The organism is Comamonas sp. NyZ500 (assembly GCF_016772095.1).
GTDB classification, from domain to species: Bacteria; Pseudomonadota; Gammaproteobacteria; order Burkholderiales; family Burkholderiaceae_C; genus Comamonas; species Comamonas thiooxydans.
The window spans coordinates 165,422-187,729 of sequence record NZ_JAEIJE010000007.1; the positions used below are offsets into that span (position 1 = coordinate 165,422).

25 protein-coding genes, 1 tRNA gene and 1 pseudogene are annotated in these 22,308 nt (G+C 60.2%); 9 read left to right on the forward strand and 18 right to left on the reverse strand.

The window, feature by feature from the left end; translation table 11 throughout:
• Window positions 1–68: 68 nt before the first annotated feature.
• Window positions 69–473 (reverse strand): hypothetical protein, encoded by a 405-nt coding sequence (locus tag JAO85_RS13135; RefSeq protein WP_003062872.1) that lies wholly within the window; start codon window positions 471–473, stop codon window positions 69–71.
• A 95-nt stretch (window positions 474–568) separates the two neighbouring features.
• Window positions 569–877 (reverse strand): hypothetical protein, encoded by a 309-nt coding sequence (locus JAO85_RS13140; protein WP_003053988.1) that lies wholly within the window; start codon window positions 875–877, stop codon window positions 569–571.
• 771 nt (window positions 878–1,648) lie between these two features.
• Here JAO85_RS13140 and JAO85_RS13145 point away from each other — a divergent pair.
• Entirely contained in the window at window positions 1,649–1,975 is a 327-nt protein-coding gene (locus JAO85_RS13145; protein ID WP_003075735.1) for a hypothetical protein, read from the forward strand.
• A 304-nt stretch (window positions 1,976–2,279) separates the two neighbouring features.
• Here JAO85_RS13145 and JAO85_RS13150 read toward each other — a convergent pair whose 3' ends face one another.
• From JAO85_RS13150 to lexA, 4 genes are all read right to left on the reverse strand, one after another.
• Window positions 2,280–2,741 (reverse strand): universal stress protein, encoded by a 462-nt coding sequence (locus JAO85_RS13150; protein ID WP_034377594.1) that lies wholly within the window; start codon window positions 2,739–2,741, stop codon window positions 2,280–2,282.
• Window positions 2,742–2,885: 144 nt separating this feature from the next.
• Window positions 2,886–3,131 (reverse strand): hypothetical protein, encoded by a 246-nt coding sequence (locus tag JAO85_RS13155; RefSeq protein ID WP_202788224.1) that lies wholly within the window; start codon window positions 3,129–3,131, stop codon window positions 2,886–2,888.
• 417 nt (window positions 3,132–3,548) lie between these two features.
• Window positions 3,549–4,028, reverse strand: a complete 480-nt coding sequence (locus tag JAO85_RS13160; protein ID WP_237734829.1) for a hypothetical protein — start codon at window positions 4,026–4,028, stop codon at window positions 3,549–3,551.
• A gap of 118 nt (window positions 4,029–4,146) precedes the next feature.
• Window positions 4,147–4,818, reverse strand: coding sequence for a transcriptional repressor LexA (gene lexA, locus JAO85_RS13165; RefSeq protein WP_003053998.1), 672 nt, complete (start codon window positions 4,816–4,818; stop codon window positions 4,147–4,149).
• 82 nt (window positions 4,819–4,900) lie between these two features.
• Here lexA and JAO85_RS13170 point away from each other — a divergent pair, with 82 nt between their 5' ends.
• Entirely contained in the window at window positions 4,901–5,881 is a 981-nt protein-coding gene (locus tag JAO85_RS13170; protein ID WP_202788225.1) for an asparaginase, read from the forward strand.
• Between the two features lie 262 nt (window positions 5,882–6,143).
• Here the strand turns inward: JAO85_RS13170 and adk are convergent, their stop codons facing one another.
• The 6 genes and pseudogenes from adk to JAO85_RS13200 form a co-directional block, all read right to left on the reverse strand.
• A complete protein-coding gene (adk, locus tag JAO85_RS13175) occupies window positions 6,144–6,800 on the reverse strand; it encodes an adenylate kinase (protein ID WP_003062884.1) in 657 nt (218 codons plus the stop codon).
• Window positions 6,801–7,190: 390 nt separating this feature from the next.
• On the reverse strand, window positions 7,191–7,967 hold the full coding sequence (gene kdsB / locus JAO85_RS13180) for a 3-deoxy-manno-octulosonate cytidylyltransferase (protein ID WP_034389710.1): 777 nt from the start codon (window positions 7,965–7,967) through the stop codon (window positions 7,191–7,193).
• A gap of 3 nt (window positions 7,968–7,970) precedes the next feature.
• The gene (locus JAO85_RS13185) at window positions 7,971–8,162 is read right to left on the reverse strand and encodes a Trm112 family protein (RefSeq protein WP_003054006.1); all 192 of its coding nucleotides are present in this window, start codon (window positions 8,160–8,162) and stop codon (window positions 7,971–7,973) included.
• Window positions 8,163–8,259: 97 nt separating this feature from the next.
• On the reverse strand, window positions 8,260–9,303 hold the full coding sequence (gene lpxK, locus JAO85_RS13190; protein WP_202788226.1) for a tetraacyldisaccharide 4'-kinase: 1,044 nt from the start codon (window positions 9,301–9,303) through the stop codon (window positions 8,260–8,262).
• Window positions 9,304–9,398: 95 nt separating this feature from the next.
• Entirely contained in the window at window positions 9,399–10,808 is a 1,410-nt protein-coding gene (locus JAO85_RS13195; RefSeq protein WP_034389778.1) for a GntP family permease, read from the reverse strand.
• Window positions 10,809–10,973: 165 nt separating this feature from the next.
• Window positions 10,974–11,877: pseudogene (locus tag JAO85_RS13200) on the reverse strand (LysR substrate-binding domain-containing protein).
• A gap of 2 nt (window positions 11,878–11,879) precedes the next feature.
• Here JAO85_RS13200 and JAO85_RS13205 point away from each other — a divergent pair.
• Both JAO85_RS13205 and dkgB read left to right on the forward strand, forming a co-directional pair.
• Complete coding sequence (locus JAO85_RS13205; RefSeq protein WP_202788227.1) at window positions 11,880–12,155, forward strand: hypothetical protein; 276 nt, start codon at window positions 11,880–11,882, stop codon at window positions 12,153–12,155.
• 147 nt (window positions 12,156–12,302) lie between these two features.
• A complete protein-coding gene (gene dkgB, locus JAO85_RS13210) occupies window positions 12,303–13,109 on the forward strand; it encodes a 2,5-didehydrogluconate reductase DkgB (RefSeq protein ID WP_202788228.1) in 807 nt (268 codons plus the stop codon).
• A gap of 21 nt (window positions 13,110–13,130) precedes the next feature.
• On the opposite strand, the gene JAO85_RS13215 is transcribed toward dkgB, so the two are convergent.
• A complete protein-coding gene (locus tag JAO85_RS13215; RefSeq protein WP_054075528.1) occupies window positions 13,131–13,973 on the reverse strand; it encodes a CHAD domain-containing protein in 843 nt (280 codons plus the stop codon).
• A gap of 206 nt (window positions 13,974–14,179) precedes the next feature.
• Window positions 14,180–14,596, reverse strand: a complete 417-nt coding sequence (locus tag JAO85_RS13220; protein ID WP_039048986.1) for a hypothetical protein — start codon at window positions 14,594–14,596, stop codon at window positions 14,180–14,182.
• A 186-nt stretch (window positions 14,597–14,782) separates the two neighbouring features.
• On the opposite strand from JAO85_RS13220, the gene JAO85_RS13225 reads away from it, so the two are divergent.
• On the forward strand, window positions 14,783–15,232 hold the full coding sequence (locus tag JAO85_RS13225; protein WP_202788229.1) for an SRPBCC family protein: 450 nt from the start codon (window positions 14,783–14,785) through the stop codon (window positions 15,230–15,232).
• A 146-nt stretch (window positions 15,233–15,378) separates the two neighbouring features.
• Here the strand turns inward: JAO85_RS13225 and JAO85_RS13230 are convergent.
• A tRNA-Val gene (locus tag JAO85_RS13230) sits at window positions 15,379–15,455 on the reverse strand.
• A gap of 176 nt (window positions 15,456–15,631) precedes the next feature.
• Between JAO85_RS13230 and JAO85_RS13235 the strand changes: the two genes are divergently transcribed.
• Window positions 15,632–16,552, forward strand: a complete 921-nt coding sequence (locus tag JAO85_RS13235) for a Dyp-type peroxidase (RefSeq protein WP_202788230.1) — start codon at window positions 15,632–15,634, stop codon at window positions 16,550–16,552.
• An 83-nt stretch (window positions 16,553–16,635) separates the two neighbouring features.
• On the opposite strand, the gene JAO85_RS13240 is transcribed toward JAO85_RS13235, so the two are convergent.
• On the reverse strand, window positions 16,636–17,067 hold the full coding sequence (locus tag JAO85_RS13240; RefSeq protein WP_202788231.1) for a biopolymer transporter ExbD: 432 nt from the start codon (window positions 17,065–17,067) through the stop codon (window positions 16,636–16,638).
• Between the two features lie 19 nt (window positions 17,068–17,086).
• Window positions 17,087–17,719, reverse strand: coding sequence for a MotA/TolQ/ExbB proton channel family protein (locus JAO85_RS13245; protein ID WP_003062918.1), 633 nt, complete (start codon window positions 17,717–17,719; stop codon window positions 17,087–17,089).
• 450 nt (window positions 17,720–18,169) lie between these two features.
• Here JAO85_RS13245 and xseA point away from each other — a divergent pair, with 450 nt between their 5' ends.
• The 3 genes from xseA to JAO85_RS13260 all read left to right on the forward strand — a co-directional run bounded on the left by xseA (window position 18,170) and on the right by JAO85_RS13260 (window position 21,457).
• Window positions 18,170–19,507, forward strand: a complete 1,338-nt coding sequence (gene xseA, locus JAO85_RS13250) for an exodeoxyribonuclease VII large subunit (protein WP_202788232.1) — start codon at window positions 18,170–18,172, stop codon at window positions 19,505–19,507.
• A gap of 316 nt (window positions 19,508–19,823) precedes the next feature.
• Window positions 19,824–20,411, forward strand: a complete 588-nt coding sequence (locus tag JAO85_RS13255) for a superoxide dismutase (RefSeq protein WP_003054032.1) — start codon at window positions 19,824–19,826, stop codon at window positions 20,409–20,411.
• Window positions 20,412–20,596: 185 nt separating this feature from the next.
• On the forward strand, window positions 20,597–21,457 hold the full coding sequence (locus JAO85_RS13260; RefSeq protein ID WP_202788233.1) for a class III extradiol ring-cleavage dioxygenase: 861 nt from the start codon (window positions 20,597–20,599) through the stop codon (window positions 21,455–21,457).
• A 13-nt stretch (window positions 21,458–21,470) separates the two neighbouring features.
• Here JAO85_RS13260 and JAO85_RS13265 read toward each other — a convergent pair whose 3' ends face one another.
• Window positions 21,471–22,040, reverse strand: a complete 570-nt coding sequence (locus JAO85_RS13265) for an SMI1/KNR4 family protein (protein ID WP_202788234.1) — start codon at window positions 22,038–22,040, stop codon at window positions 21,471–21,473.
• Between the last annotated feature and the right edge of the window lie 268 nt (window positions 22,041–22,308).

A 22,308-nucleotide genomic window follows, 5' to 3' on the forward strand; every position in this document is an offset into this window, starting at 1 on the left:
TCACTTTGAATCTGTTGAAGCCAGTTTACAAGCCATGGACTGAGGGCTTCTTGACGGCAGTCAAGCTGTCAGGTGCTTTCTTCGGTGGTGAGCGTAAAGCGTGCACTTTCGCCGCGCTGGGCGGCTTCACGCGTGAGGAAGATCAGCACGCGATAGCTGGCACCACGTTCGATGCGAAAGGTGCAGATGTTGTTGTTGGCCGAGCCTTGGCATAGGGGCTGGGCAGAGCCGTCCTTGAAGACGTTCATCTGGCTGGAGGGGTTGTTGGTATTGAGCGTGACGGTCATGCGCTGGAAGGGCCGCGTTTCGAGCCCGTATTGCACGATGCCGTTGCCCGTGATCTGGCCGCTGTAGGAGTTGGTGTAGCCGCCCGGGGTTGTAAAGGCGGCCTGTGCCATGGAGCTGCTGCTGAGATGTAGTGTCATGAGACTGAGCAGGGCAGCAGTTGCAAGCATCGGTTGGAAGCGGGTCATGCAACTCTCCTGAATGTGTTGGACAGGATGGCGCTCCTGGCGCAGCGACGGGTGTCTATGCCGACAGCCAATCCACCATCCTCCACCGCCGCGCCCTAGCGGCAGGAGACATTGCGCCAACTGAATTTGCCGTCGTTAAAGAACTCTGTCCATACCGACATGATGGGAGCCTGACGGTAAGAGAACGTAATCTGGTTAGGGATCTTTGGGCCTAGTGCGGCAGGCTGTCCATCCTTGTCGAAGACCTTGACGATGTAGAGCGTGACGCCTCCGTCCTCGTCAGTGTGCAGGACTACCCGGTAGTCCTTGGTGAAGAGATCCCAGTCGAATTGCTTGGTCACATACGTGTGCAGACGGACAAAAGCGCGGTTCGCGTTCTTGGCGGCAGGATTAACTTTTCTCATGACGACACTCCCTGTTGCTCAACGACTTGCCGCAGGACCTGCGAGCTGACATTTCATTGCATTTGACTGATGTTGTATCAAGAGGATGTAAGGAAGTATGTAGGCACTTACAGATCGCGCTAATGGACAGAGCAGATCTGCTGTGTGAGCTTCTCTGAAGCGCTGGGGAGGTGCTTTGCCGGTGCCGCTGTCATCTTTTCTTGATGAAGTGGCCGTGCTAAGTAACTGAGTGAAAAGATAGATTTTTTTAATGAAATCTATTCTGAGCCGGCATGGGTTTGAGCGTAAAAATTGCCTGATGATGACAATTTTGAGAGAGGCGCATTGAATTTCAGGATGACGATGCTCTGGCCTGAGTCAACGAAAGCAGGGCTGAATCGCCTTGCCTGAATTCCAACAGGCAAGTCATCGGTAGGTGCTCCCGAAATACTAGGCAATGCGGTGGCTGAGCAGCTGGCAAGCGTCCAAAAGCCAGCCTATCCAATCCTTGAGATATGTCACCGTGCAGGCTCAGGGTTCACCGTGGCTCTGGCAAGTCTCGCTCTGCCAGTTGTCTCTCAGGCCGGTCGTCAAGCAGTGTTAAACCCTGAACCTATTGGTGATGTAGATTTTGTTTCTGCTGCACTTTTCGGTAAATTGGGCGTAGGAAAATTCTGATTTTGATGTGCAAGTGGCGATCTAGCCTGATGCCCTACTGAATTCAAAAAAAAGCCCATGTCCCACCACCTGCAATACACTTTTGCCTCCCGTCTAGATGCCTGGATCAGGCACATGAAGCTGGCCAAGCCTTGCCATACGCAGCAGATGGCTTATGAGTTGGTGATCGACAGCTGGGTGCAAACCAATGCAGAGCTTGGTGCTTCGCAGGAATTTTTGAAGGCCTTGCGCCGGCGTCGGCTGTGCGAGGAGCATGGCTGGCGGGGGGTGAATACGAGCGTTGCGCACTGGGATCTGGATGATGCACACACTGTGCGGATCTATCTGCACGAAGACGGCTCCATCGTGGTGCAGCAAATGGACTCGCAGAATCTCCAGATTCTGTTCACCTTGCCTGGGCATCGTGAGCGATTGGGAGAAGTATCGGAGCGATGTGCCTAGCAGCCAAAAAAATGCCCGCGCAAGGCGGGCAAGTTTTGGGGTCCTCTCGATCCGGTTCTGCAGCTCACACAGTCAATGCATTTGAATAGTTGGCAGAGGCGCTACTTTGGCCTCAATCGCCGTTTATCGCTCTTGCACTGTTGCTGACGCGTTTGAACGGTTGACAGGTTGCCCCATCGGGTGCGGCCAGCAACTCCTGACTGGCTGGCCTGCATTTTGCAGCCATGACTTGCAAATCACTTGCCCATCCTGTACCGAGGCAAGCGTGCGACATGCAGGACTGCTATTCGATATTTCTGGCTCCTTAATGTTTGCCGGTGGAGGCGGGCCGGTGTACCAGCACCGGGACATGGCTGTGCGTCAGGACGCGCTGGGTTTCGCTGCCCAGCAAAATTCCGCCAATACCTTTGCGACCGTGTGAGGCCATGCAAATCAGGTCGCACTGCAATTCCTGCGCCTGGTGAACAATGGCTTGGTAAACAGAGGCGTGGGTGACTCGCACAAAGTTGCAGGGTACGCCTTCAGGTCTAGCAATCTGGTCGACGAACTGCAAAGCCGCATCTGCATCGCTGTTGGCACTTCGCTCGAACTCTGCGCTGTTGTATGTCAACAGCGCGTCTGCGCCGTAGATGATGGCGCGGTAATCGGGCATGACATAAAGGCCAGTCACCTTGGCACCTTGTTCACGTGCAAGCAGAACGCCAGCACGCACGGCAGCCTCTGACAGTTTGGTGCCATCGGTGGGAATGAGCAGGTGCTTGAACATGTTCAGCCTCCTGATGCCGGAAGATGTGCCTGAGAATCAATCTATTCCAATATTTCGAGCTGCGCAATGCCTAGTTCTTGAATGCAGCAGAGTTGTAGACAGGAGGTAAGACTCTGTAACGAGGGGCGGTCGCGTCGAGTTGTCTCATTCCTCGGGCGAAGGAGGAACGCGATTGAGGATTTCGCCAGTGGCCTCTATCTCGAACTGTTGTGGATTGAGCCAGTTGACCTCTTGGTGATCGGAAGTTTCAAAGTAAATGGCAGATGGGCGTATGGAGATGCCGTGTGGCATGTCGACCTCATCAAAACTCTGATAGACCAGAATCAGGCGCAGGTTTCCATTGGCGTCTTTGGCCTGTATGTGCTGCAAGAGCTTGCGGTAGGCACTCATAAGACGCCCTCGTTGACATGTGTATATGAATGTTTCCACTGTCGAAGAGGTGCCGCAATACCCTGATCCGGGTATCCGTTCTGACGGATATTCGCGCCTGACAAGGAGTTCTGAAGGCTGCGAGGCATTGTGCGAAATGCGTCCCGCGGACAGGCCCAGGCAGAACATCAGCAAAAAATTTACATGGCGATCCAGATCGTTCGGCGCAAATACAGAGGGCCTGCTCTGGCGGTATCGAGTTTTTTGCCTATGCACTGTTGGCAAAGTTGTCTGGCGCCATATCTGCCGGCCGATAGGCCAAGAGTGTTGAGATGGCTTTGTGTTGGATGCATATGGAAGCTTTGTTGCATCTCCTGCAGGCCTATCGCGGGTCGGGCTCGGGCTGCATAAGTGCAGGCAGTCAAACCTCACTGTGCTTCAGACTTGCGGCGCTGTTTGCTCATGGAGTGCCATACGTTCTAGCGCGGCGCAGACATCGGCCATGCGTCCGCAGATCAGCAGGCATTCGGGCTGCTTGCGCGGTTCTCGCTGCACGATTTTGAGAAGTCGCGGAGCAGCAGCTTGTGTCGACTCATCGGTTACTAGCGACTGCAGCTCTGGGGTCGCTGCAATGGCCTGAGGATAAAGCGTTTTGCTGCCTAGACGGCTGCGGCTGCGGCCGCGGTTGGCGCGCATGACCGGAATGCTGATCTGCTTCGCCTTTGGACGGTTGCTTGTGAGCGATACGGGTTCTGCAGCGGCTTTGCTTGCGTCATCGGAGCTGAAGTTCGGGCTGAGCGACAGCGTGGCAGGCAGGCTCTTCAGAGTCAGGCGTGTCAAAGTCTGCAGTGATGTGGCGAATCCCATTTGGCAACTCCTTTTGATGGCCTTGCGGCATGGATAAGGGCAGGATTGCATTCTTTCGGCAAAGCTCCGCCCAGGGCGAAGCTCAACGGCTTCGCGCCTACTGCCTGGGCTTGTGAGGGAAAGAGGCTCAGTGCCTGCGCTGCATAGACGGAGGGACGCCGTCTGCCCGTTACATGAACATGCTGTTGCGGATAAGGCCTACGGCCAGGCCTTCGATGGCGAATGGCTCTTCAGGATCGACGTGAATGATCTTGTAGTCGGGGTTCTCGGGCAGCAGCTCGATGCCCTGAGGCGTGCGCTTGAAGCGCTTGACGGTAACGTCATCACCGAGGCGGGCCACCACAATCTGGCCATTGCGCGCTTCATGCGTAGCCTGTACCGCCAGCAGGTCGCCGTCCATGATGCCCGCGTCACGCATGGACATGCCACGCACCTTGAGCAGGTAATCGGGCTTGGCGGCAAACAGGCTGGGTTCGACCGAATAGCTCTGATCGATATGTTCCTGGGCCAGAATAGGCGAGCCGGCAGCGACGCGGCCGACCAGGGGAAGCACCAGCGGAGCCAGGGCCGTGAGCGGCAGCGCAAAGCTGGCACCGCGTGCCGCATTGATGGTGCGCACGGTATCGGCGCGCAGGCGAATGCCGCGCGATGTGCCGCTGACCAGATCGATGACGCCCTTGCGCGCCAGTGCCTGCAAATGCTCTTCTGCAGCATTGGCCGACTTGAAGCCAAAGGTACTGGCAATCTCGGCCCGGGTAGGGGGCGCACCCGTGCGAGCGATGGTGGACTGGATGAGGTCCAGAATCTGCTGCTGGCGGGGAGTGAGCTTGGGGTGGTCCATGGGCATTCCTTGATCGGTCGATGATGAATACTGTGTGTTCATCCAGTACCTGTATTTTTAATCAGTTTGAAGAGGACTGCAAGTGGAACGTGACAAAAATATCGTCATCCTGGGCACCGGTGGCACGATTGCCGGTGTCGCAGAGCAGGCTGGCGCCAGCGTGGGCTACCGTGCGGCCCAGCTGGGCGTGGCTCAGCTGCTGCAGGCTGTGCCGGACCTGGAGCGCGTTGCTGCTGCATCTCTGCAGGCGGAGCAGCTGGCGCAGCTGGACAGCAAGGATATGGATCACGCCACCTGGCATGCACTCGCGCTGCGCTGTGCAGAGCTGCTCGCGCGTGATGATGTGAGCGGCATTGTCATCACCCACGGCACCGACACCCTGGAGGAAACCGCCTGGTTTCTGCAATGCGTTCTGCGCCCGACTAAGCCCGTGGTGTTGACCTGCGCCATGCGCCCGGCCACAGCCATTTCGGCCGACGGCCCGGGCAATCTGCGTGATGCCGTGGCCTGTGCGGCCGATACGCAGGCTGCTGGCCGCGGTGTGCTTGCCGTGGTGGCGGGCCGGGTGTTCAGCGCACGCCAGGTGCGCAAGGTGCATCCCTACCGTGTGGATGCCTTTGATGGCAGCGGCGCCGGTCCGCTGGGCTGGGTGGAAGAGGGGCGGCTGCGCTGGGCAACGGGCGGGCTGCCGGTCGTTGCGGCCAGCTCCACTGCAATCGCTTTACCGCCCGCAGATCACTGGCCCCTGGTGGAGCTGCTGCACAGTCATGCCGGCTGCAACAGTGCCGTTGCGCTGGCGGTGGTTCAGGCCTGGCATGCGGAAGGCGTGCGTGCCGTGGTGGTGGTGGGCACGGGCAATGGCACGGTCCATCAGGCATTGGGGCCGGCGCTGGACTGGGCGCAGGCGCAGGACATGGCTTTGCGCATCACGACCCGGTGCGAGGAGGGGCAGGTGGTGCAGGCCGAGGGAGCGCAGGATGGCCGTGTGAGCAGCCTGCCGGCGGTCAAGGCCAGAATCAGCCTGATGCTGGAGCTGATGGGCTGGCCTCACGCATTGGATTGATGCTCTTATTATGAGAGCTTCTGGCCTGCGTTAATAAAGAGTATTTATGGTGTTTGGGTCTGAAGTTCAATGAATTTAGGCGCAGGCAGCTATGAATATTGATGGCTGCAATGCCATCCTTGGTGCAGCTATCCCGCCGGCCGGAAGGCCGGGAGCGCGAGCTTCAAAAACAAAAAAGGCCGGTGAAGACACCGGCCTTTTTTGCCCAGAGATGCCTGGCCGCGAAAGTCGGCAAGGCTCCATGAGCGAGTGATCAGGGCGATCAGGAAGCCAGAGCGGCCAGAGCGCGTTCGGTGATTTCTTCCACGCTGCCTGTGCCGCTGATGGCGCGGTACTTGGGGGCCGCTGCTGCATCGGCCTTGGCCCAGTTGCTGTAGTAGTCCACCAGAGGACGTGTCTGGCTGCTGTAGACGTCCAGGCGCTTCTTGACGGTTTCTTCCTTGTCGTCTTCGCGCTGAACCAGGTCTTCACCGGTCACATCGTCCTTGCCTTCCACCTTGGGAGGGTTGAACTTGACGTGGTAGGTACGTCCCGAGGCGGGGTGGCTGCGGCGGCCGCTCATGCGTTCGATGATGGCGTCGAAGGGCACATCGATTTCCAGCACATAGTCCAGCTTCACGCCGGCGGCCTTCATGGCATCGGCCTGGGGGATGGTGCGGGGGAAGCCGTCAAACAGGAAACCCTTGGCGCAGTCGGGCTGAGCAATGCGTTCCTTGACCAGGTTGATGATCAGATCGTCGCTGACCAGCTGGCCGGCGTCCATCACGGCCTTGGCTTGCAGACCCAGAGGGGTGCCAGCCTTGACGGCCGCGCGCAGCATGTCGCCCGTGGAGATTTGAGGGATACCGTACTTTTGGCAAATAAAGGCCGCCTGAGTGCCTTTGCCGGCGCCGGGTGCACCCAACAAAATCAGTTTCATGGAAATCCTTGAGGAGAGTAGAAATTCTTGCTGGCCCAGGCAGACGGGTGGTCGTCTGTAGTCCCCGGGCCGTATTTTTTCGCGGGCAAGGATAGCACGCACAAGACCAACACAGGCTTACACAATTCAGTCAAGGCTGTCACAAGTGCGGCCAATTGAAGGCATGTATCCGCTGCAAACGCGATTGCTGTAGTTGTAATCCAGGTGCCGAAGCCGTTACATATGCTATTCGGACTATGCGGAAAGTATAGCGATCAGCGCTTTCCTGGACTGGCCCGGGGCCCTTTGGGACTGAGCGCGTGGACTGGGCAGCTGCCGGCTTGATGCCTGAGCAGCCCTGGATGAAGACAGCCTGCGCACCGGTGTCGCCAAAGTGCGCAGGTCTTTTTTTCAACCAGCAAAAACAGCGCGCACGCGCTCCAGGTCTTCGGGCGTGTCGACGCCGGCACCCGGTGCATCGGGCGTGATATGCACGGCAATGCGGTGGCCGTGCCAGAGGGCGCGCAGCTGCTCCAGCTGCTCCATGGCTTCGGTCGGCGCGGGTGCCAGTTGCGGGAACTCGCGCAGAAAACCGGCCTTGTAGCTGTAGATGCCAATATGGCGCAGCGGTGTGAAACCTGTGTGACCGGCCCTGGGGGCCGCCGTCTGCCACCAGGCTTCATCGCCGTGGTCGCGTGAGCAGGGGATTGGGGCGCGGCTGAAATAGCTGGCCAGACCCTTGGCGTCACAGACCACCTTCACCACGTTCGGGTTGCGGTAATCCGTCAGGCTATCAATAGGATGAGCTGCCGTGCCCATGCTGGCTTCGGGACGGGCCAGCAGCAGTTGCGCCACAGCCTCGATCAGCTTGGGGTCGATCAGCGGCTCGTCGCCCTGCACATTGACGACCACATCGTCGCCGGACAGGCCCAGTTGCGCACAGGCTTCGGCCAGACGGTCGCTGCCGCTTGGATGATCCTTGCGGGTCAGGATGGCCTGAACGCCATGCCGGGCGCAGGCCGCCACAATGCTCTCGTCGTCGGCCGCCACCACGCAGCGGGCTGCGCCGGCCAGAGCCGCGCGCTGGGCCACGCGCACCACCATCGGCAGGCCGGCAATATCGGCCAGGGGCTTGCCGGGCAGACGGGTCGAGGACAGGCGGGCCGGGATCAGTACCGTATAGCTCATGGCTTATTGCTTTTCTTCTTCCAGCTCGTCGTCGGACAGGGTGCGGGCTTCGTTTTCCAGCAGCACAGGGATGCCGTCGCGCACGGGATAGGCCAGACGCGCGCTGTGGCTGATCAGCTCCTGATGCTCGCGGTCAAAGCGCAGCGGGCCCTTGGTGACGGGGCAGACCAGCAGTTCGAGAAGTTTGGCGTCCATGGAATATTCCTGCAAAACGGGATGAGGGCGCCAGCAGGGGGCTGGCGCTGCAAAAAAGGGGTGATCAGCCGAGGCCGATCCATAGGCTCAATGATAGTCAGGCTGGCTTGCCATCGCGGCGAATATTGGCGTTGGCCTTGGCCAGCTGCGCGTCCAGCAGTTCCCAGAAGGCCTGCGGCAGCTGCAGCTGCAGGGGCACGGCCCAGGCTTCGGGATGCCTGCGCCAGAGCTTGACGGCGTCCTTTTCGGTGCAAATCAAGGGCTTGTCGTTTCCCAGCTTGCGCGAGAAGCTCTCGAAATCATAGTGATCGGGCAAGGCCTGGGTCGCTGCCGCAGTGATGCCCTGGGCGGCCAGCATGGCAAAAAAAGACTCGGGGCGTGCCACGGCGGCCACGGCCTCCGGGCTCTGGTCGGCCAGACTGCGCAGCGGGATGCTCTGGCCATGGCCGTTGTGGGCGGTGTCGGCCAGGTTGCGCTGCAGCGCGAACGTGGGGGCCTTGCCCGGTGGCCTGGGCGGCTGGCCCGCATGCAGTGTGGCCGTCACCGGGCGGGGCCAGGGCTCGCGCAACGGGCCTGCGGGCAGCAGAAAGCCGTTTCCGACTCCTTCATCATTGAAGACGCACAGCTCCACATCGCGTGCCAGGGCCAGATGTTGCAGGCCGTCATCGCTCACGATCACATCGACCTGCGGGTAGCGCTGGCGCAGCGCTTGCGCTGCCTCCAGACGTCTGGAGGCGACAAAGACCGGCACGCCGGTGCTGCGCGCCAGTAGGGCGGGCTCGTCGCCGACTTCGCTGGCGGGGCTGTCCGGCAGGGCTTCGCGGCAATCCTGCCCGTTCTCGATCCTGCGGCCATAACCGCGCGAGATGATGGCCGGCTGCCAGCCCCTGGCCTTGAGGTGGGCCACCACGGCCTGAGTCACAGGGGTCTTGCCCGCGCCGCCCGCAATCACATTGCCGACGACGATGACTGGCAGCCCCGTGCTTTGCTGGTGGCCGAGCATGCGCCTGGCGTTCCATGCCTGCAGCACTCCATAGAGCAGCGATAGCGGCCACAGCAGCCAGGCACCCGCTCCACGCTGGCGCCAGAGGGCGCGCAAGCCATGTTGCGAGGAGGATGCTTGGGCGGTGTTTTGAGGCATAGGGGTTGGGATCATACGGGCGCGGCCGGAGTTCCCGCAGCCAACGGGCCTGCGTGATGCGCAAATACCTGGGCCCTGATCCCGGGAGCTCGGGATCAAAAACTGCCAAACAGGCTGCCCAGCGCCACGATGACGGCAAGGGCAGCGACGGCCGGGACGATAGCCACCATGGCAATGTCCAGATAGGACTGGCGATGCGTGAGCCCGCAGATGCCCAGCAGGGTGATGACGGCGCCGTTGTGCGGCAAGGTGTCCAGTCCGCCCGTGGCGACGGCCGTGACGCGGTGCAGCAACTGGGGCGACAGGCCGGCGGCTTCACCCATCTGCAGCCAGGTGCTGCCCAGGGTCTGGAGGGCAATGCTCATGCCGCCCGAGGCCGAGCCGGTGATGCCGGCCAGAATATTGATGGCGATCGACATCGAGATCAGCGGGTTGTCCGGGTAGATGTTCAGCACCGCATCGCGTATCAGCGTGAAGCCTGCCAGCGAGGCGATGACAGCACCATAACCGACCTGGGAGGCCGTGTTCAGCAGCGGCAGGGCCGAGGCGCTGGCGCCTTGGTCGAGCAGTTGCTTGAGCTGTGGCAGGCGGCCCCACCACAGGGCAACCAGCAGGCAGATTGCCGCGGTCAGGGCCGCAATCACGGCCCAGATGCCGCGCAGCGCCTCGATGCTGGTGGCACCGAAACGGGCCTCGGCCAGATAGCGCGTGTCCAGACCTGCAAGCACATGCACCGATAAAAGATAGTTCAGAGCGATCACCACGGCAACAGGCAGCAAGGCCTTGCCCAGCTCCAGATGGCTGGGGGCGGCCTCTGCTGCTGGAGCAAGTTCGTCCGCCGGCTGCTGGGCTTCATCCTCGGCGGTAAAGCCTTCGCCTCTGGAGCGCGCCTGCGCGCTGCGCCAGTGCAGCCACCACAGGCCGAGCATCAGCATCACGGCTGCGGCGATCAGGCCCAGTCCCGGCGCGGCAAACGGCGTGGTGCCGAAATAGGGCATGGGAATCGCGTTCTGGATGGCCGGCGTGCCGGGCAGCGCCGTCATGGTGAAGGTAAAGGCTCCCAGCGCAATCGTGGCCGGCATGAGGCGGCGCGGGATGTCGGCACGCCGAAAAAGCGCCTGGGCGATGGGATACACCGCAAAGGCCACGACAAACAAGGAAACACCACCGTAGGTGAGAACGGCGCAGGCCAGCACCACGGCGAGTATGGCGCGCCGCTCGCCCAGTGCTGCCGCAATGCCATGGGCAATGATGTGAGCTGCCCCCGAGGCTTCCATCAGCTTGCCGAAGACCGCGCCCAGCAAGAACAGCGGAAAGTAGGCGATGACAAAGCCGCCAAGGCTGACCATGAAGATCTGGGTGTAGCTGGCCAGCATCAGCTCCGGTGCACCGAAGGCCACGGCCAGCAGGGCTGTCAGTGGTGCCAGCAGCAGCACGCTGACGCCGCGATAGGCCAAAGTGATGAGCAGACCGAGTGAAAGAACGATGCCCAAAATGCTGATCACATGCACCTCTCTAAGCAAACCGTGCAGTCACGGCGTTCAATTCAAAAGCAGCGCAGCCTTTGCGGGGGCTGAGGCGGTACAGCCTCGCGGCAAGCCCATTGCGCAGCGTCATCGCGACACAGGTATGACAGCCGCCATCGTCTTTGATTCGCCGGCTTGCGTCGCTCAGGTCCCGAAGGGACGGCTGCCCAGCGTTTCCACCACATGGTCCACAAAGCAGGTGATGCGCGCCGCCAGTGCGGTGTTTCGATAGTAGACCGCATTGACGGGCTGGCAGATGTCCAGTGTCTGCTTGCCGAGCAGCTGCACCAGATTTCCTTGCTCGCGGTCTGTGCGGGTCATGGAGTCCGACAGGCAGACTATGCCCAGGCCGGCCAGCGCCATTTGCCGGAGTGTCTCGCCGCTGGGGGAGGCAATGTCCGGGCGAATGCGCACGGAGTTGCCGTCGGCGTCGCGCAGCGGCCAGTCGTTGAGCGACTCGGGCTGGGTAAAGCCCAGCAGGCTGTGCTGGGCGAGCTGTGTCGGACTGGCGGGCATGCCGTGGCGCTTGAGATAGGCCGGGCTGGCCAGCACGCGAATGCGACTGATGCCGCACAGGGCGGGCGTGCAGCGTGGAGTCTTTGAGCACGCCGATGCGAAAGGCCACGTCGGTGCGCCTTTCGAGCAGCTCGATGATGCCTTCGTTGGAGTTCAGCTCCAGTTCCACCTCGGGGTAGCGCGCACGAAATCCTGCAATCGGCGGCACCAGCACATGCAGCATGAAGGGGGTGGCTGCATCGACACGCAATCTTCCCGCTGGCCGCATGCGCCGCGCCGCCATCAGCTCCTCCGCTTCGTCCACCGATGCAAGAATGGCACGGGCATGCTGCAAGAAGGTGGCTCCTTCCTCGGTGAGTTCCAGACGTCTGGTCGTGCGGCGCAGCAGCGTGGTCTGCAGCTTTTCTTCCAGGCGTCCCAGCGTGCGGCTGGTAGCCGAAATTGTCAGGCCCAGCAGCTCCGAAGCGGCCGTAATGGACCCCGTGTCCACGACGGCCACAAAGGCCTGCAATTCATCGAGCGTGGTCTTCATTGTTGAATTCAGTTCAAAAAATTGAGGAGATGCCAAGCTTGATCTGCAAATATCAACCGAGTGCACCGCCCTGGGAGATCGTCTGTGGCTCTGTTTGCCCTGGTCACCGGCGCATTGCCGAATTCACCTCTGTGGACCGACTGTTGGTGATTGCCGATGGCGTCCAAGCCAGCATTCCCGCGGTGGGCATGGCAGTCATTTCTGCTGGGGCACGTGTTGCCATCAAAGATGATGAAGACTGGTCACTGCTGGCGCAAGATTCGAGTTTTTATATTTGATTTAATTTCAAAAGAATTTGTGAAATACAGGGCTTAATCTACAAATATGGGTTGGGCAAACTTCAGGCATCGGAAAAGCCTGGCCTGATAGCAGACATGCAAGCTCAGGACTGGCTGCCGTCTTCAATCTCATTCAGGAGTTATTTCATGAGCCATATTCCTTTCTTCGGCGTCGGTACCTTCCGCCTCTCCGGTCAGACCGTGATCGATTCCGTGCGCAATGCACTCGATGTGGGTTACCGCGCTGTCGACACGGCTCAGATCTATGGCAACGAAGCCGAAGTCGGTCAGGCGATTGCCGAGAGCGACGTGGCACGTGGCGATCTGTTCGTCACCACCAAGATCTGGGTCGAGAACTACAGCAAAGCCAAGCTGATCTCCAGCCTGCAGGACAGCCTGAAAAAGCTGCGTACGGACTATGTGGACCTGACTCTGATCCACTGGCCTGCCCCCGGCAACGGCGTGGAGCTGTCCGAGTACATGGAGGCGCTGGCCGAGGCCAAGGCCCAGGGCCTGACCCGCCAGATCGGTATCTCCAACTTCAATATCGAACTGACCAAGCAGGCCATCGCCGCCGTGGGCCAGGGCGAGATTGCCACCAACCAGATCGAGCTGAGCCCCTATCTGCAGAGCCACAAGCTGACCGCCTTTTTGAAGGAGCAGGGCATTCAGGTCACTTCCTATATGACCCTGGCCTACGGCAAGGTGCTCAAGGACCCGGTGCTGGCGCAGATCGCGGCCAAGCACAACGCCACGGTGGCGCAGGTGGCCCTGGCCTGGGCGCTGCAGCTGGGTTATGCGGTGATTCCCTCGTCGACCAAGCGCGAGAACCTGGCCAGCAACCTGCTGGCGCGCGACCTCAAGCTGGATGCCGAAGACATGGCGCTGATCGCCGCGCTGGAGCGTAACGGGCGAGAAGTCAGTCCCGAAGGCCTGGCTCCTGTGTGGGACTGATAGTGGTGCCGTATTAGGCCCTTAACCGGGCCGCTTGGACTGCCAATCCTGCCGCAGCGTGCAGGCCAGAGTACTCTGGCGACGTTTGCGTTTTCTCTTGAGCCAGCGTTCTAGCTTTTTCGCTTGATCCGGTGTGGAGATCAGGCGCAGGTTCTGGCGTAGCAGGCTTTCGCTGGCGGCAAGATCATTCAGCTCTCCGAGAGGTTGCTGGATTTTCTTGAGGCGTTTGAGCAGACGGTGATGATCTTTGGGCAGCAGAGGTCCGAATAGCTCCAGCAGATAACGAGTTTTCTTGCCGGCTTTTCTGACATCGTGAAATGCTTCGATATCTGGCTTGTTCGCTGTTATCGCCCGCTTGATGCGTTGGTGCAATTGCCGCCTGGATTTTGCGATCCGTGCTTCGGCAAGTGCTCCCAATCGCAGCTGGCGAGGCTTGGCGCGCAAGCCTGCCTCTGTTTGTGTCAGCGTTTTCAGCAGGCATGTCTGTATATGCGGAGGTGACAGGATTTCTCTGCCAGCCTGCAAGGCCGCCTCGCGAGCGACGTATATTGCGGCAATGCCGGCTGCACTGCATTTGCCATGACGGCTCAGCAGCTCGATCAGAATGTCGTAATCGCGGGCCTTGCCTGCTGCGCCGGCAATCGATTTCAGGCAGCCGCGCTGCCGTGCATATTCCTCGGCGCCCATCAGGGGGCGGTAGAGCCACCATAGTGTCAGCAGGTTGCGCAGCGCAACGCGCAATTGATGAATCCCCTCGGCGGCGGGCTCTCGGGCTATGTGCCGGGCCTGTTCGACTGCCGAGTCGACAAGCGGGGATGCGATAGCTGAAAACGCCACTGCGGCGTCTGGTTTGCCTTTGCCCATACGAACTCCCGGGGCAGTTTTCATGAGGCTGAGACTAGCTTGCGACTAGCAAAGCGATGCTCCGGTCCGCATTGCTCTCGCTGCTGTTTGCCACAGTGTGCCATGTTCCCTGCCCTATGTCCGTGGGCAGCTTCTGAATTGCGGCGGGAGCGTTCAGGCCGGTGACTGGCCTGGGCAGTGATGAGTCTGAAGGCTGGGCTTGGCTGCTAAAGGTTGGCAACGAACATGGGCAGGCTCAAGGCTGTTTTTGCACCAGGGCCGTTCGGCCCAGTCTTGCCCCAGTCGGCATTGAGCCAGTCCTTCTTGACGACATGTTCTGCGACGGCGGCGAGCTCTGCAGAGGGGTTAATGGCGCCGCCGAAAGGCAGCCGGCCATGTGTGCTGGAGACAAGACTCAAGCGTAGCTGCCTCGTCTGTGCGTCATGCCAGCAATAGAAAAGCATGGATGAACTTCCGCTCAATTTCTCTCGCCTGGCTGTCATGACCTGGTTGATGAAATCGACAAGAGCTGCAGCACTGAGACCCTGGGACTCGTCATCGCACGGAGAAAAGCACCACAGATTGGACGATGCCTCATGGTTGATGTCGGCGGCGTCGATGACGACCTCGTCATCGCGCGCCATGGACAGCCATCTGCCTAAAGTCGGCGAATCCTTCATCGGGTTCTGTGAATGTCGAGGACCGGTCAATGGAGTTTGCGGTAGTGGTGCTTGTTTTGACGCAGCGGCTGATGAGCGCATTCTCGAGAAGCTGGTAGCCAGTCATTGTGATGAGAGCTAAGCTTGCGGCCTCTACCTCAGGAGTCTCGCATGCCACAGACCATTCGACTGCACCGTGTGATCAAAGCTCCGCCCGAACGCGTCTATCGGGCCTTCACGACCCCCGAAGCCATGGTCAAGTGGTTGCCGCCCCATGGTTTTGCGGCGCAGGTGCATGAATTTGACGCCCGTGTGGGGGGCCGCTATCGCATGAGCTTCATCAATTTTTCCGCCAACAGTCAAAACAGCTTTGGCGGCGAGTTTCTGGAGCTGGTGCCAGGCCAGCGCATACGCCATACCGACCGCTTCGAGGACCCGAATCTGCCGGGTGAAATGATCACCACCGTGAACTTGAAAGCCGTGTTTTGTGGCACCGAGCTGCATGTGGTGCAGGAGGGCGTTCCCGACGTGATTCTCGAGCAGGCCTGCTATCTGGGCTGGCAGGAGTCGCTGCAGTTGCTTGCCCTCCTGGTGGAGCCGACCATCCCTGACGGAGCGTGAAAACGACGCAGAGCGCGACATTGACGGCCCGAGCTCAATGCATGGCGTGATCCATGCGTCGGCACCCCAGGAGAGGGGCAGAAACAAAAAAGCCCGCTTTTTAGCGGGCTGTCTTGCTTGCAAGCTCTGGTTTTGCTTGCGATGTTTGGTAGGCGCGATTGGACTCGAACCAACGACCCCCACCATGTCAAGGTGGTGCTCTAACCAGCTGAGCTACGCGCCTGTCGTCGATGGGATGAATTCTAGCAGCGGAAAAATGGTGGTTTGGGCAAAGTCGCGACTTTTTTGCGCCTGAGGCTGAATTTTTTCAAATCCGGCAAGCGGCTCAAGGCTTGGCGGGGCGCTGCTGATTCGCTACTAAACTTTGATGTGTTTTCCATCAATTGAATCGGCAACCCCATGACAAAAGCACAAGCAGGCATTCTGGCGTCTCTTCCTGAACAGGGGCGCTATGTTTTCTTCACCCTGGTCGGTGCAGGTGCAGATTTGCAGAACAGTCTGAAGAAATTGCAGACCAGTGTTGACGGTCAGCAGGTAGTGGCGGGTCTGGGCCTGCAGGTGCTGCAGCAACTGGACAAGAAACTGCCGCTGATGCGCGAGTTCCCGCACCTCAAGGGCCCGCAGTTCGAAGCACCCAGCACACCTTATGCGCTGTGCCTGTGGCTGCGCGGCGATCAACGCGGTGAGCTGATCGCTCTGACGGCCAAGCTGACCAACTTGCTGGCACCGGTCTTCAAGCTTGATCACACCGTGGATGCCTTTGTGCACCAGCGTTCGGACAACGGTCACGGCCGTGATCTGACCGGTTATGAAGACGGCACCGAGAACCCCGAGGACGATGAGGCCGTGGCAGCCGGCATTGCGGCAGAGCAGGGGGCAGGCATGGACGGCTGCAGCTACTGGGCCTTGCAGCAGTGGCAACATGACTACTCTGCCTTTGGCTGCATGAGCACCATGGAGCAGGACCATGCCGTGGGTCGTCGCCGCAGCGACAACGAGGAACTGGACGATGCCCCTGAATCGGCCCATGTCAAGCGCACGGCGCAGGAGAGCTTTGAGCCGGAAGCCTTTGTGGTGCGCCGCTCAATGCCCTGGTGGAGCGTCAGCCCGCAGGGCAGTGATCGCAGCGGCTTGATGTTCTCCGCCTTTGGTTGCAGCTTTGACGCTTTCGAGGCTCAGATGCGCCGCATGCTGGGCATGGATGACGGCATTAGCGACGGGCTGTTTCGTTTCTCAAGGCCGCTGACGGGCTGCTATTTCTGGTGTCCGCCGGTTTCTGGTGGCAAGCTGGATCTGACGGCGCTGGGCCTGCAGGCCTGAGTCAGGACGCGAGGGTAAAGAAAAACGGGCCAGATGGCCCGTTTTTTTGTATTTCACCCATAAGGGGCTGGAGGAGGGTGCGCCTAGTTGGCCTTGCCTGCGGTGACTGATGACTGGGTCGCAAACGTGATCTGCGACAGACCGGCGTGGCGTGCCGCCTCCATGACGGTCACCACCGACTGGTGCGGGGAGTTGGCATCGGCACTGATGATGACCACGCTGTCATTGCCCGCTGTTGCCGCACCGGACAGGGCTGCGGCAACAGAGGAGACGCTGCGGTCGTCCACGCCTTGCTTGTTGACGGAGTAGCGGCCATCAGCAGAGACGCCGACGATGATTTCCTTGGGGCGATCGCGTTGCTGCTCGGTGTCGGCCACGGGCAAGGTCAGCTGCAGCTCGGTGAACTTGCTGTAAGTGGTGGAGAGCATCAAAAAGATCAGCACCACCAGCAGCACGTCGATGAAGGCGATCAGATTGATCTCGGGCTCATCGCGGTGACGAGGACGGAAGTTCATGATGGATGCGTTCCGCTTCTTACTTGGCAGGCTTGATGCGACCCAGATGGCGCACGAACTGCTCGGACGCCAGTTCCATGCCCAGCAGATAGCCGTCCACACGGGCGCGGAAATAGCGCCAGAAGATCAACGACGGAATGGCCACCATCAGGCCGAATGCCGTGTTGTAGAGCGCAATCGAGATGCCATGGGCGAGCTGGGCGGGGTTGCCGGCGCCGGAGCTGGCTCCGGGCTGGGAGCCGAAAATCTCGATCATGCCGATCACCGTGCCCAACAGGCCCAGCAGCGGCGCGGCCGAGGCAATGGTGGCCAGGGCGCTCAAATACTTTTCCAGCTTGTGGGCGGCGGCGCGGCCCGCGCCCTCCATGGCCGAGCGCAGCTCTTCCTCGCTGCTTTCGGGATGTGCCTGGCGGGTACGCAGACCAGTGGCCAGAACCTCACCCAATACCGAGCTTTGGGCCAGTTGCTGGGTGGTTTCAGCGCTGGGCAGGTGCTTGGTGGAGACCGAAATCGCTTCATTGAGCAGATTGGTCGGCGCGACCTTGCTGGCTTTCAGCGAGGCAAAGCGCTCAAAAATCAGGGCCAGGGCCAGAATCGAGCAGGCAATCAAAGGCCAGATAGGCCATCCTGCGGCTTGTATGATCGACAGCAACGTTGCTCTCCCTCGTCGTTCAGAAATTGCAGCCGACGATTATGACCCACTGCCGTGCCGCTGCGACCCGTTTTTACAGGCCTCATACGGCAGGCTTGAGCCAGCGCAGCAAGATCGTGCGGCAGCGCTTGAAGCGCAAGGAGCTTGGAGCGGCAGAGCAGGCACAAAGTGCTTGCGATTCTTTGCGAATGCTTTCGCGTATATCACAGAAATCTGTGGATAACTTTGTGATCTAGTTGCTATGCCGGGCAGTTATCTGCTTCGCTTTAAAGGCTTGTTACGAGTTTGACACCTGTGTGAAGCCTTATAAGTTGTTTTAAATCAATAAGATGGATGATGTTCCTCATGTGTTGTTTAGGATTTTTCTGGCTTTGTCGCCGACAAGGCTGGACGCCGACATCTGTGGAGAATCAGGCCCGCGTAAGACCTCGCTGACACCGCATGAATTCAATGTTTGAACGTCCAAACTCAGCAACCACGCCGCATGTGTGGGAAGTTGGCGCGCTATGCCACGCTATTGGCGATGCCTTGCAGGCGCGCTTCAATCCGGTCGCGGTGCGCGGCGAGCTCAGTGGCTTTTCGCGCGCTGCCAGCGGGCATTGCTATTTCAACCTCAAGGACGCGAGCGGGCAGATTCGCTGTGCCATGTTCCGTCGTGCGGCCGAGCAGGTCGGTTTCTCGCCACGTGATGGCGAGCTGGTCGAAGTCAGAGGGCGTCTAGGCGTCTACGAGCAGCGTGGCGATCTGCAACTGGTGGTGGAGAGCATGCAGCGAGCCGGACAGGGGGCCCTGTTCGAGCAGTTTCTGCGCCTCAAGGCCCAGCTGGAGTCCGAGGGACTGTTCGACCCTGCGCGCAAGAGGCCGCTGCCGCCTTTGCCTCGCGGCATTGGCCTGGTCACTTCCCTGGGGGCGGCAGCCTTGCACGATGTGGTGACGGCGTTGCGCCGCCGCGTTCCGCATATCCCGGTGGTAATTGTTCCGGCCCTGGTGCAGGGGGTCCAGGCGCCGCAGTCGCTTGTGCAGGCGCTATCAAAACTGTATCGCTTGGCACAAGAGGGACAAGAGGTAAGCGGCGACTTGCGTGTTGAATCTGCACGGCAGCCGGTGATAGACACCATCTTGCTGGTGCGCGGTGGCGGCTCGCTGGAAGACCTGTGGGCCTTCAACGACGAACAGCTGGCGCGCACCATTGTGCAAAGCCCGGTGCCGCTGATCAGCGGCGTGGGTCACGAAACCGACTTCACCATTGCCGATTTTTGCGCCGACCTGCGTGCGCCCACGCCCACGGCTGCGGCCGAGCTGGCAGCCCAGCCGCGCGAGGTTTGGCTGGGGGCTCTGGGTCTGATGCAGGACCGTCTGGACAATGCCGTGCAGCGTGTGCTGGACCGCCAGGCCCAGCGCCTGGATATCGCTGCACAGCGTTTGGGGCGGCCCAGCGAGCAGTTGGCGCGCAATCAGCTGCAGCTCAGCCGTCAGGCACAGCGCCTGCGCCACTCCATGCTATTGAAGTTGCAGCGGCTTGCGCAGAACCAGCAAGCGATACAGGTCAATTTTCCCAATATCTTCCAGCGCAGTCTGGAGCAGCAAAGGCAAACGCTGGATCGTATCGACCTGCGCTTGCAACTGCTGGACCCGCGCCTGGTGTTGCAGCGCGGCTATGCCTTGCTGACGGATCAGCAGGGCAGGCCTGTGACCCAGGTCAGGCAGGCCGTTCCGGGGACGGCACTGAAGGCTCAGTTGTCGGACGGCGCGGTGGATGTGGTGGTCACTCAGCCGCGCCTGCTTTGATGCTCGCCAGCCACAAGCTGGCTGCAAAACACCTGCACGCTAACCGGGTTCTTCATCAGAACTCTTTTGCAATCGGCGCAGGCAATGCAACAGGGGCCAGTGTTCATGCGCTGTAAGCCGTGAGCGCATGCTTTTGGCTGCGTGCGCAATAGTCCTGATGAGTGGCCCGCAGCCTCTCAGTTCTTTCTACAATGGTTCGGTTAGTGCAATACTTGACGTCTGTAGTACAGCAATGTGCCGGCCGGCACAGCGGTCACCGCTCAGGCGCCTTGGCACTGGACGGCCCCCAAAAATTTCAACCACGAGGAAAACCATCATGGAACGCACTCTGCCCCCCCTGCCATACGCTATCGATGCACTGGCTCCGTTCGGTTACAGCCAGGAAACCCTGGAATTCCACCATGGCAAGCACCATAACGCCTATGTGGTGAACCTGAACAACCTGCAAAAGGGCACCGAATTCGAAAACATGGACCTGGAAGAAGTCGTCAAGAAGTCTTCCGGCGGCATCTACAACAACGCTGCCCAGATCTGGAACCACACTTTCTTCTGGAACTGCATGACCCCCAACGGCGGAGCAGAACCTACAGGTGCTCTGGCTGATGCCATCAACAAGAAGTGGGGCTCCTACGCCGAGTTCAAGAAGGCTTTCGTGGCTTCCGCTGCCGGCAACTTCGGTTCCGGCTGGACCTGGCTGGTGAAGAAGGCCGACGGTTCTGTGGACATCGTCAACATGGGCGCTGCCGGTACCCCCCTGACCACCGCCGACAAGGCGCTGCTGACCGTGGACGTGTGGGAACACGCTTACTACATCGACTACCGCAACCTGCGTCCCAAGTTTGTCGAAACCTTCCTGGAAAAGCTGGTGAACTGGAAGTTCGCCGAAGCCAACTTCGCTGCCTGATCACGGCAATACGGTATCAGGTCTGCGGCTGCACGGCTCGGACCTGATCGTTGGCAAAAACCTCCGCAAGGAGGTTTTTTTATGCCTGTCTGCTAAGAATGAGGAGTTTTAGGTCTCCAGTTTTGATGCGGAAAGTGCAGGCAGCTATGTTTTTGATGACCTATTGATGCATGGGAGATACTGGCATGGAGGAGCGCGAAGGCGTGGGCAGTCAGGCGGTTTCCGGGCCAATGGAGGCAGGCGCTCGCATGCCCGTGTACTTTCTCTGCCATGGCGCCGGCCCCTGGCCCTGGGTGCCGGAGATGCACGACTGGCATGCGCTGATGGCCGAGGGCTTGCGCGATATCCCGCGCCAACTGGCGCGCAGGCCCCGGGCCGTGTTGCTGATCTCAGCCCATTGGGAGGAGCCGGTTTTCACCGTGCAGAGTTCCGCCCATCCTGGCATGCTGTATGATTATGGCGGCTTTCCGCCGCAAACCTATAACCTGCATTACCGTGCGCCCGGCTCGACTGAGCTGGCAGGCAGGGTGCAGCAGTTGCTGGCGCAGGCTGGAGAGGACGTGCGGGCTGACGACCAGCGCGGCTACGACCATGGCATGTTTGTGCCCATGGCTGTGATCTATCCGCAGGCCGATGTGCCCGTGCTTGAGCTCAGCCTGCGCAGCAATCTGAACGCTGCAGAACACCTGGCCGTGGGTCGTGCGCTGGCCCCGTTGCGTGACGAGGGAGTTCTCATCATTGGCAGCGGCTCCAGCTATCACAATATGCGTAGCTTCGGCCCCGTGGGGCGGGCGCCTTCCAAGCTGTTTGACGATTGGTTGGCCGAGACGCTGATGCAGATGACACCTGCCGCGCGCAGCCAGCGGCTGGCCGATTGGGATCGGGCCCCCGGCGCGCGTACGGCCCATCCGCGGGAGGAGCATCTGCTGCCGCTGATGGTGGTGGTGGGGGCGGCTGAGCAGGACCTGGCCCGCCGTGTTTACTTTGAAGAGGCCTTCATGGACTCGGCCACGCTGTCCAGTTACTGCCTTCAGGCCGGGGCGTAGCTCAGAGCTCCGCTTATTCTTGCTCGTCCAGCGGACCATTCAAAAATTCTTCTCTGTCATCGTCAATCGAGTCGGCGGACGCTTGAAGATAGGCTGAGAAGCTGGGGGCAATCCAGCAGACCTGGTCGGGGTCGTGCACATAGGCAATGATCTGGCCGCGCTGTCCTTCAGGACCGGGATGATGATCGGCCATTAGCACGATGTCGCCATAGAAGCTGGCAAACGGCTGCCAGCCGGAGTGCCACCAGCGCCCGCTCAGGCGAGGGTCCTGGGACGCGGGGCCGGCCAGATCCCACATGCGCTGGGCTCGCTTTTCCATGCGGAGTGCCTGGGCCATGGCCTGCGGTGGAGTGAGAAGGTCCAGAGCATCCACAAAGCCTGGCCGCTGAAACAAGGGTTGGGTGCTGTCGGTGCTGCTGCCTGCAGTCAGGCGCCAGAATGCGGCAAGATCGGCATCCAGAGGCCCCAGCGCGGCCGCCAAAGCGGCCAGATCCTGTTCGCTGGCCGGCGGCAAGGGGTGAAAGCGCAGCTGGAATGCAGCATACACAGCATGCAAATGCGCAAGATATTGGTCAGGTGTCATGGTGGCAGGCGTAGTAGTCCGAGGTAAGTGGTCCGAGGTAAGTGAATTGGGCAGCGAGATCGGACCGACAGCGGGTGTTGGGGAGTCTGTTTGGGGGCAAAGTGTGGCTCTTTGGATTTTCAGTGTAGTAAATCCGCGGTCTTTGCTTCATGCCAACACTTCTTGCGCCAGAGGCAGTCATTGTGTTGCACTGACCAGTTGAACCCATAGACGATAGCGATCAGCATAGTGCCACTGGCGCACTTGCTTTTTTGCGTGGTGCGCATTT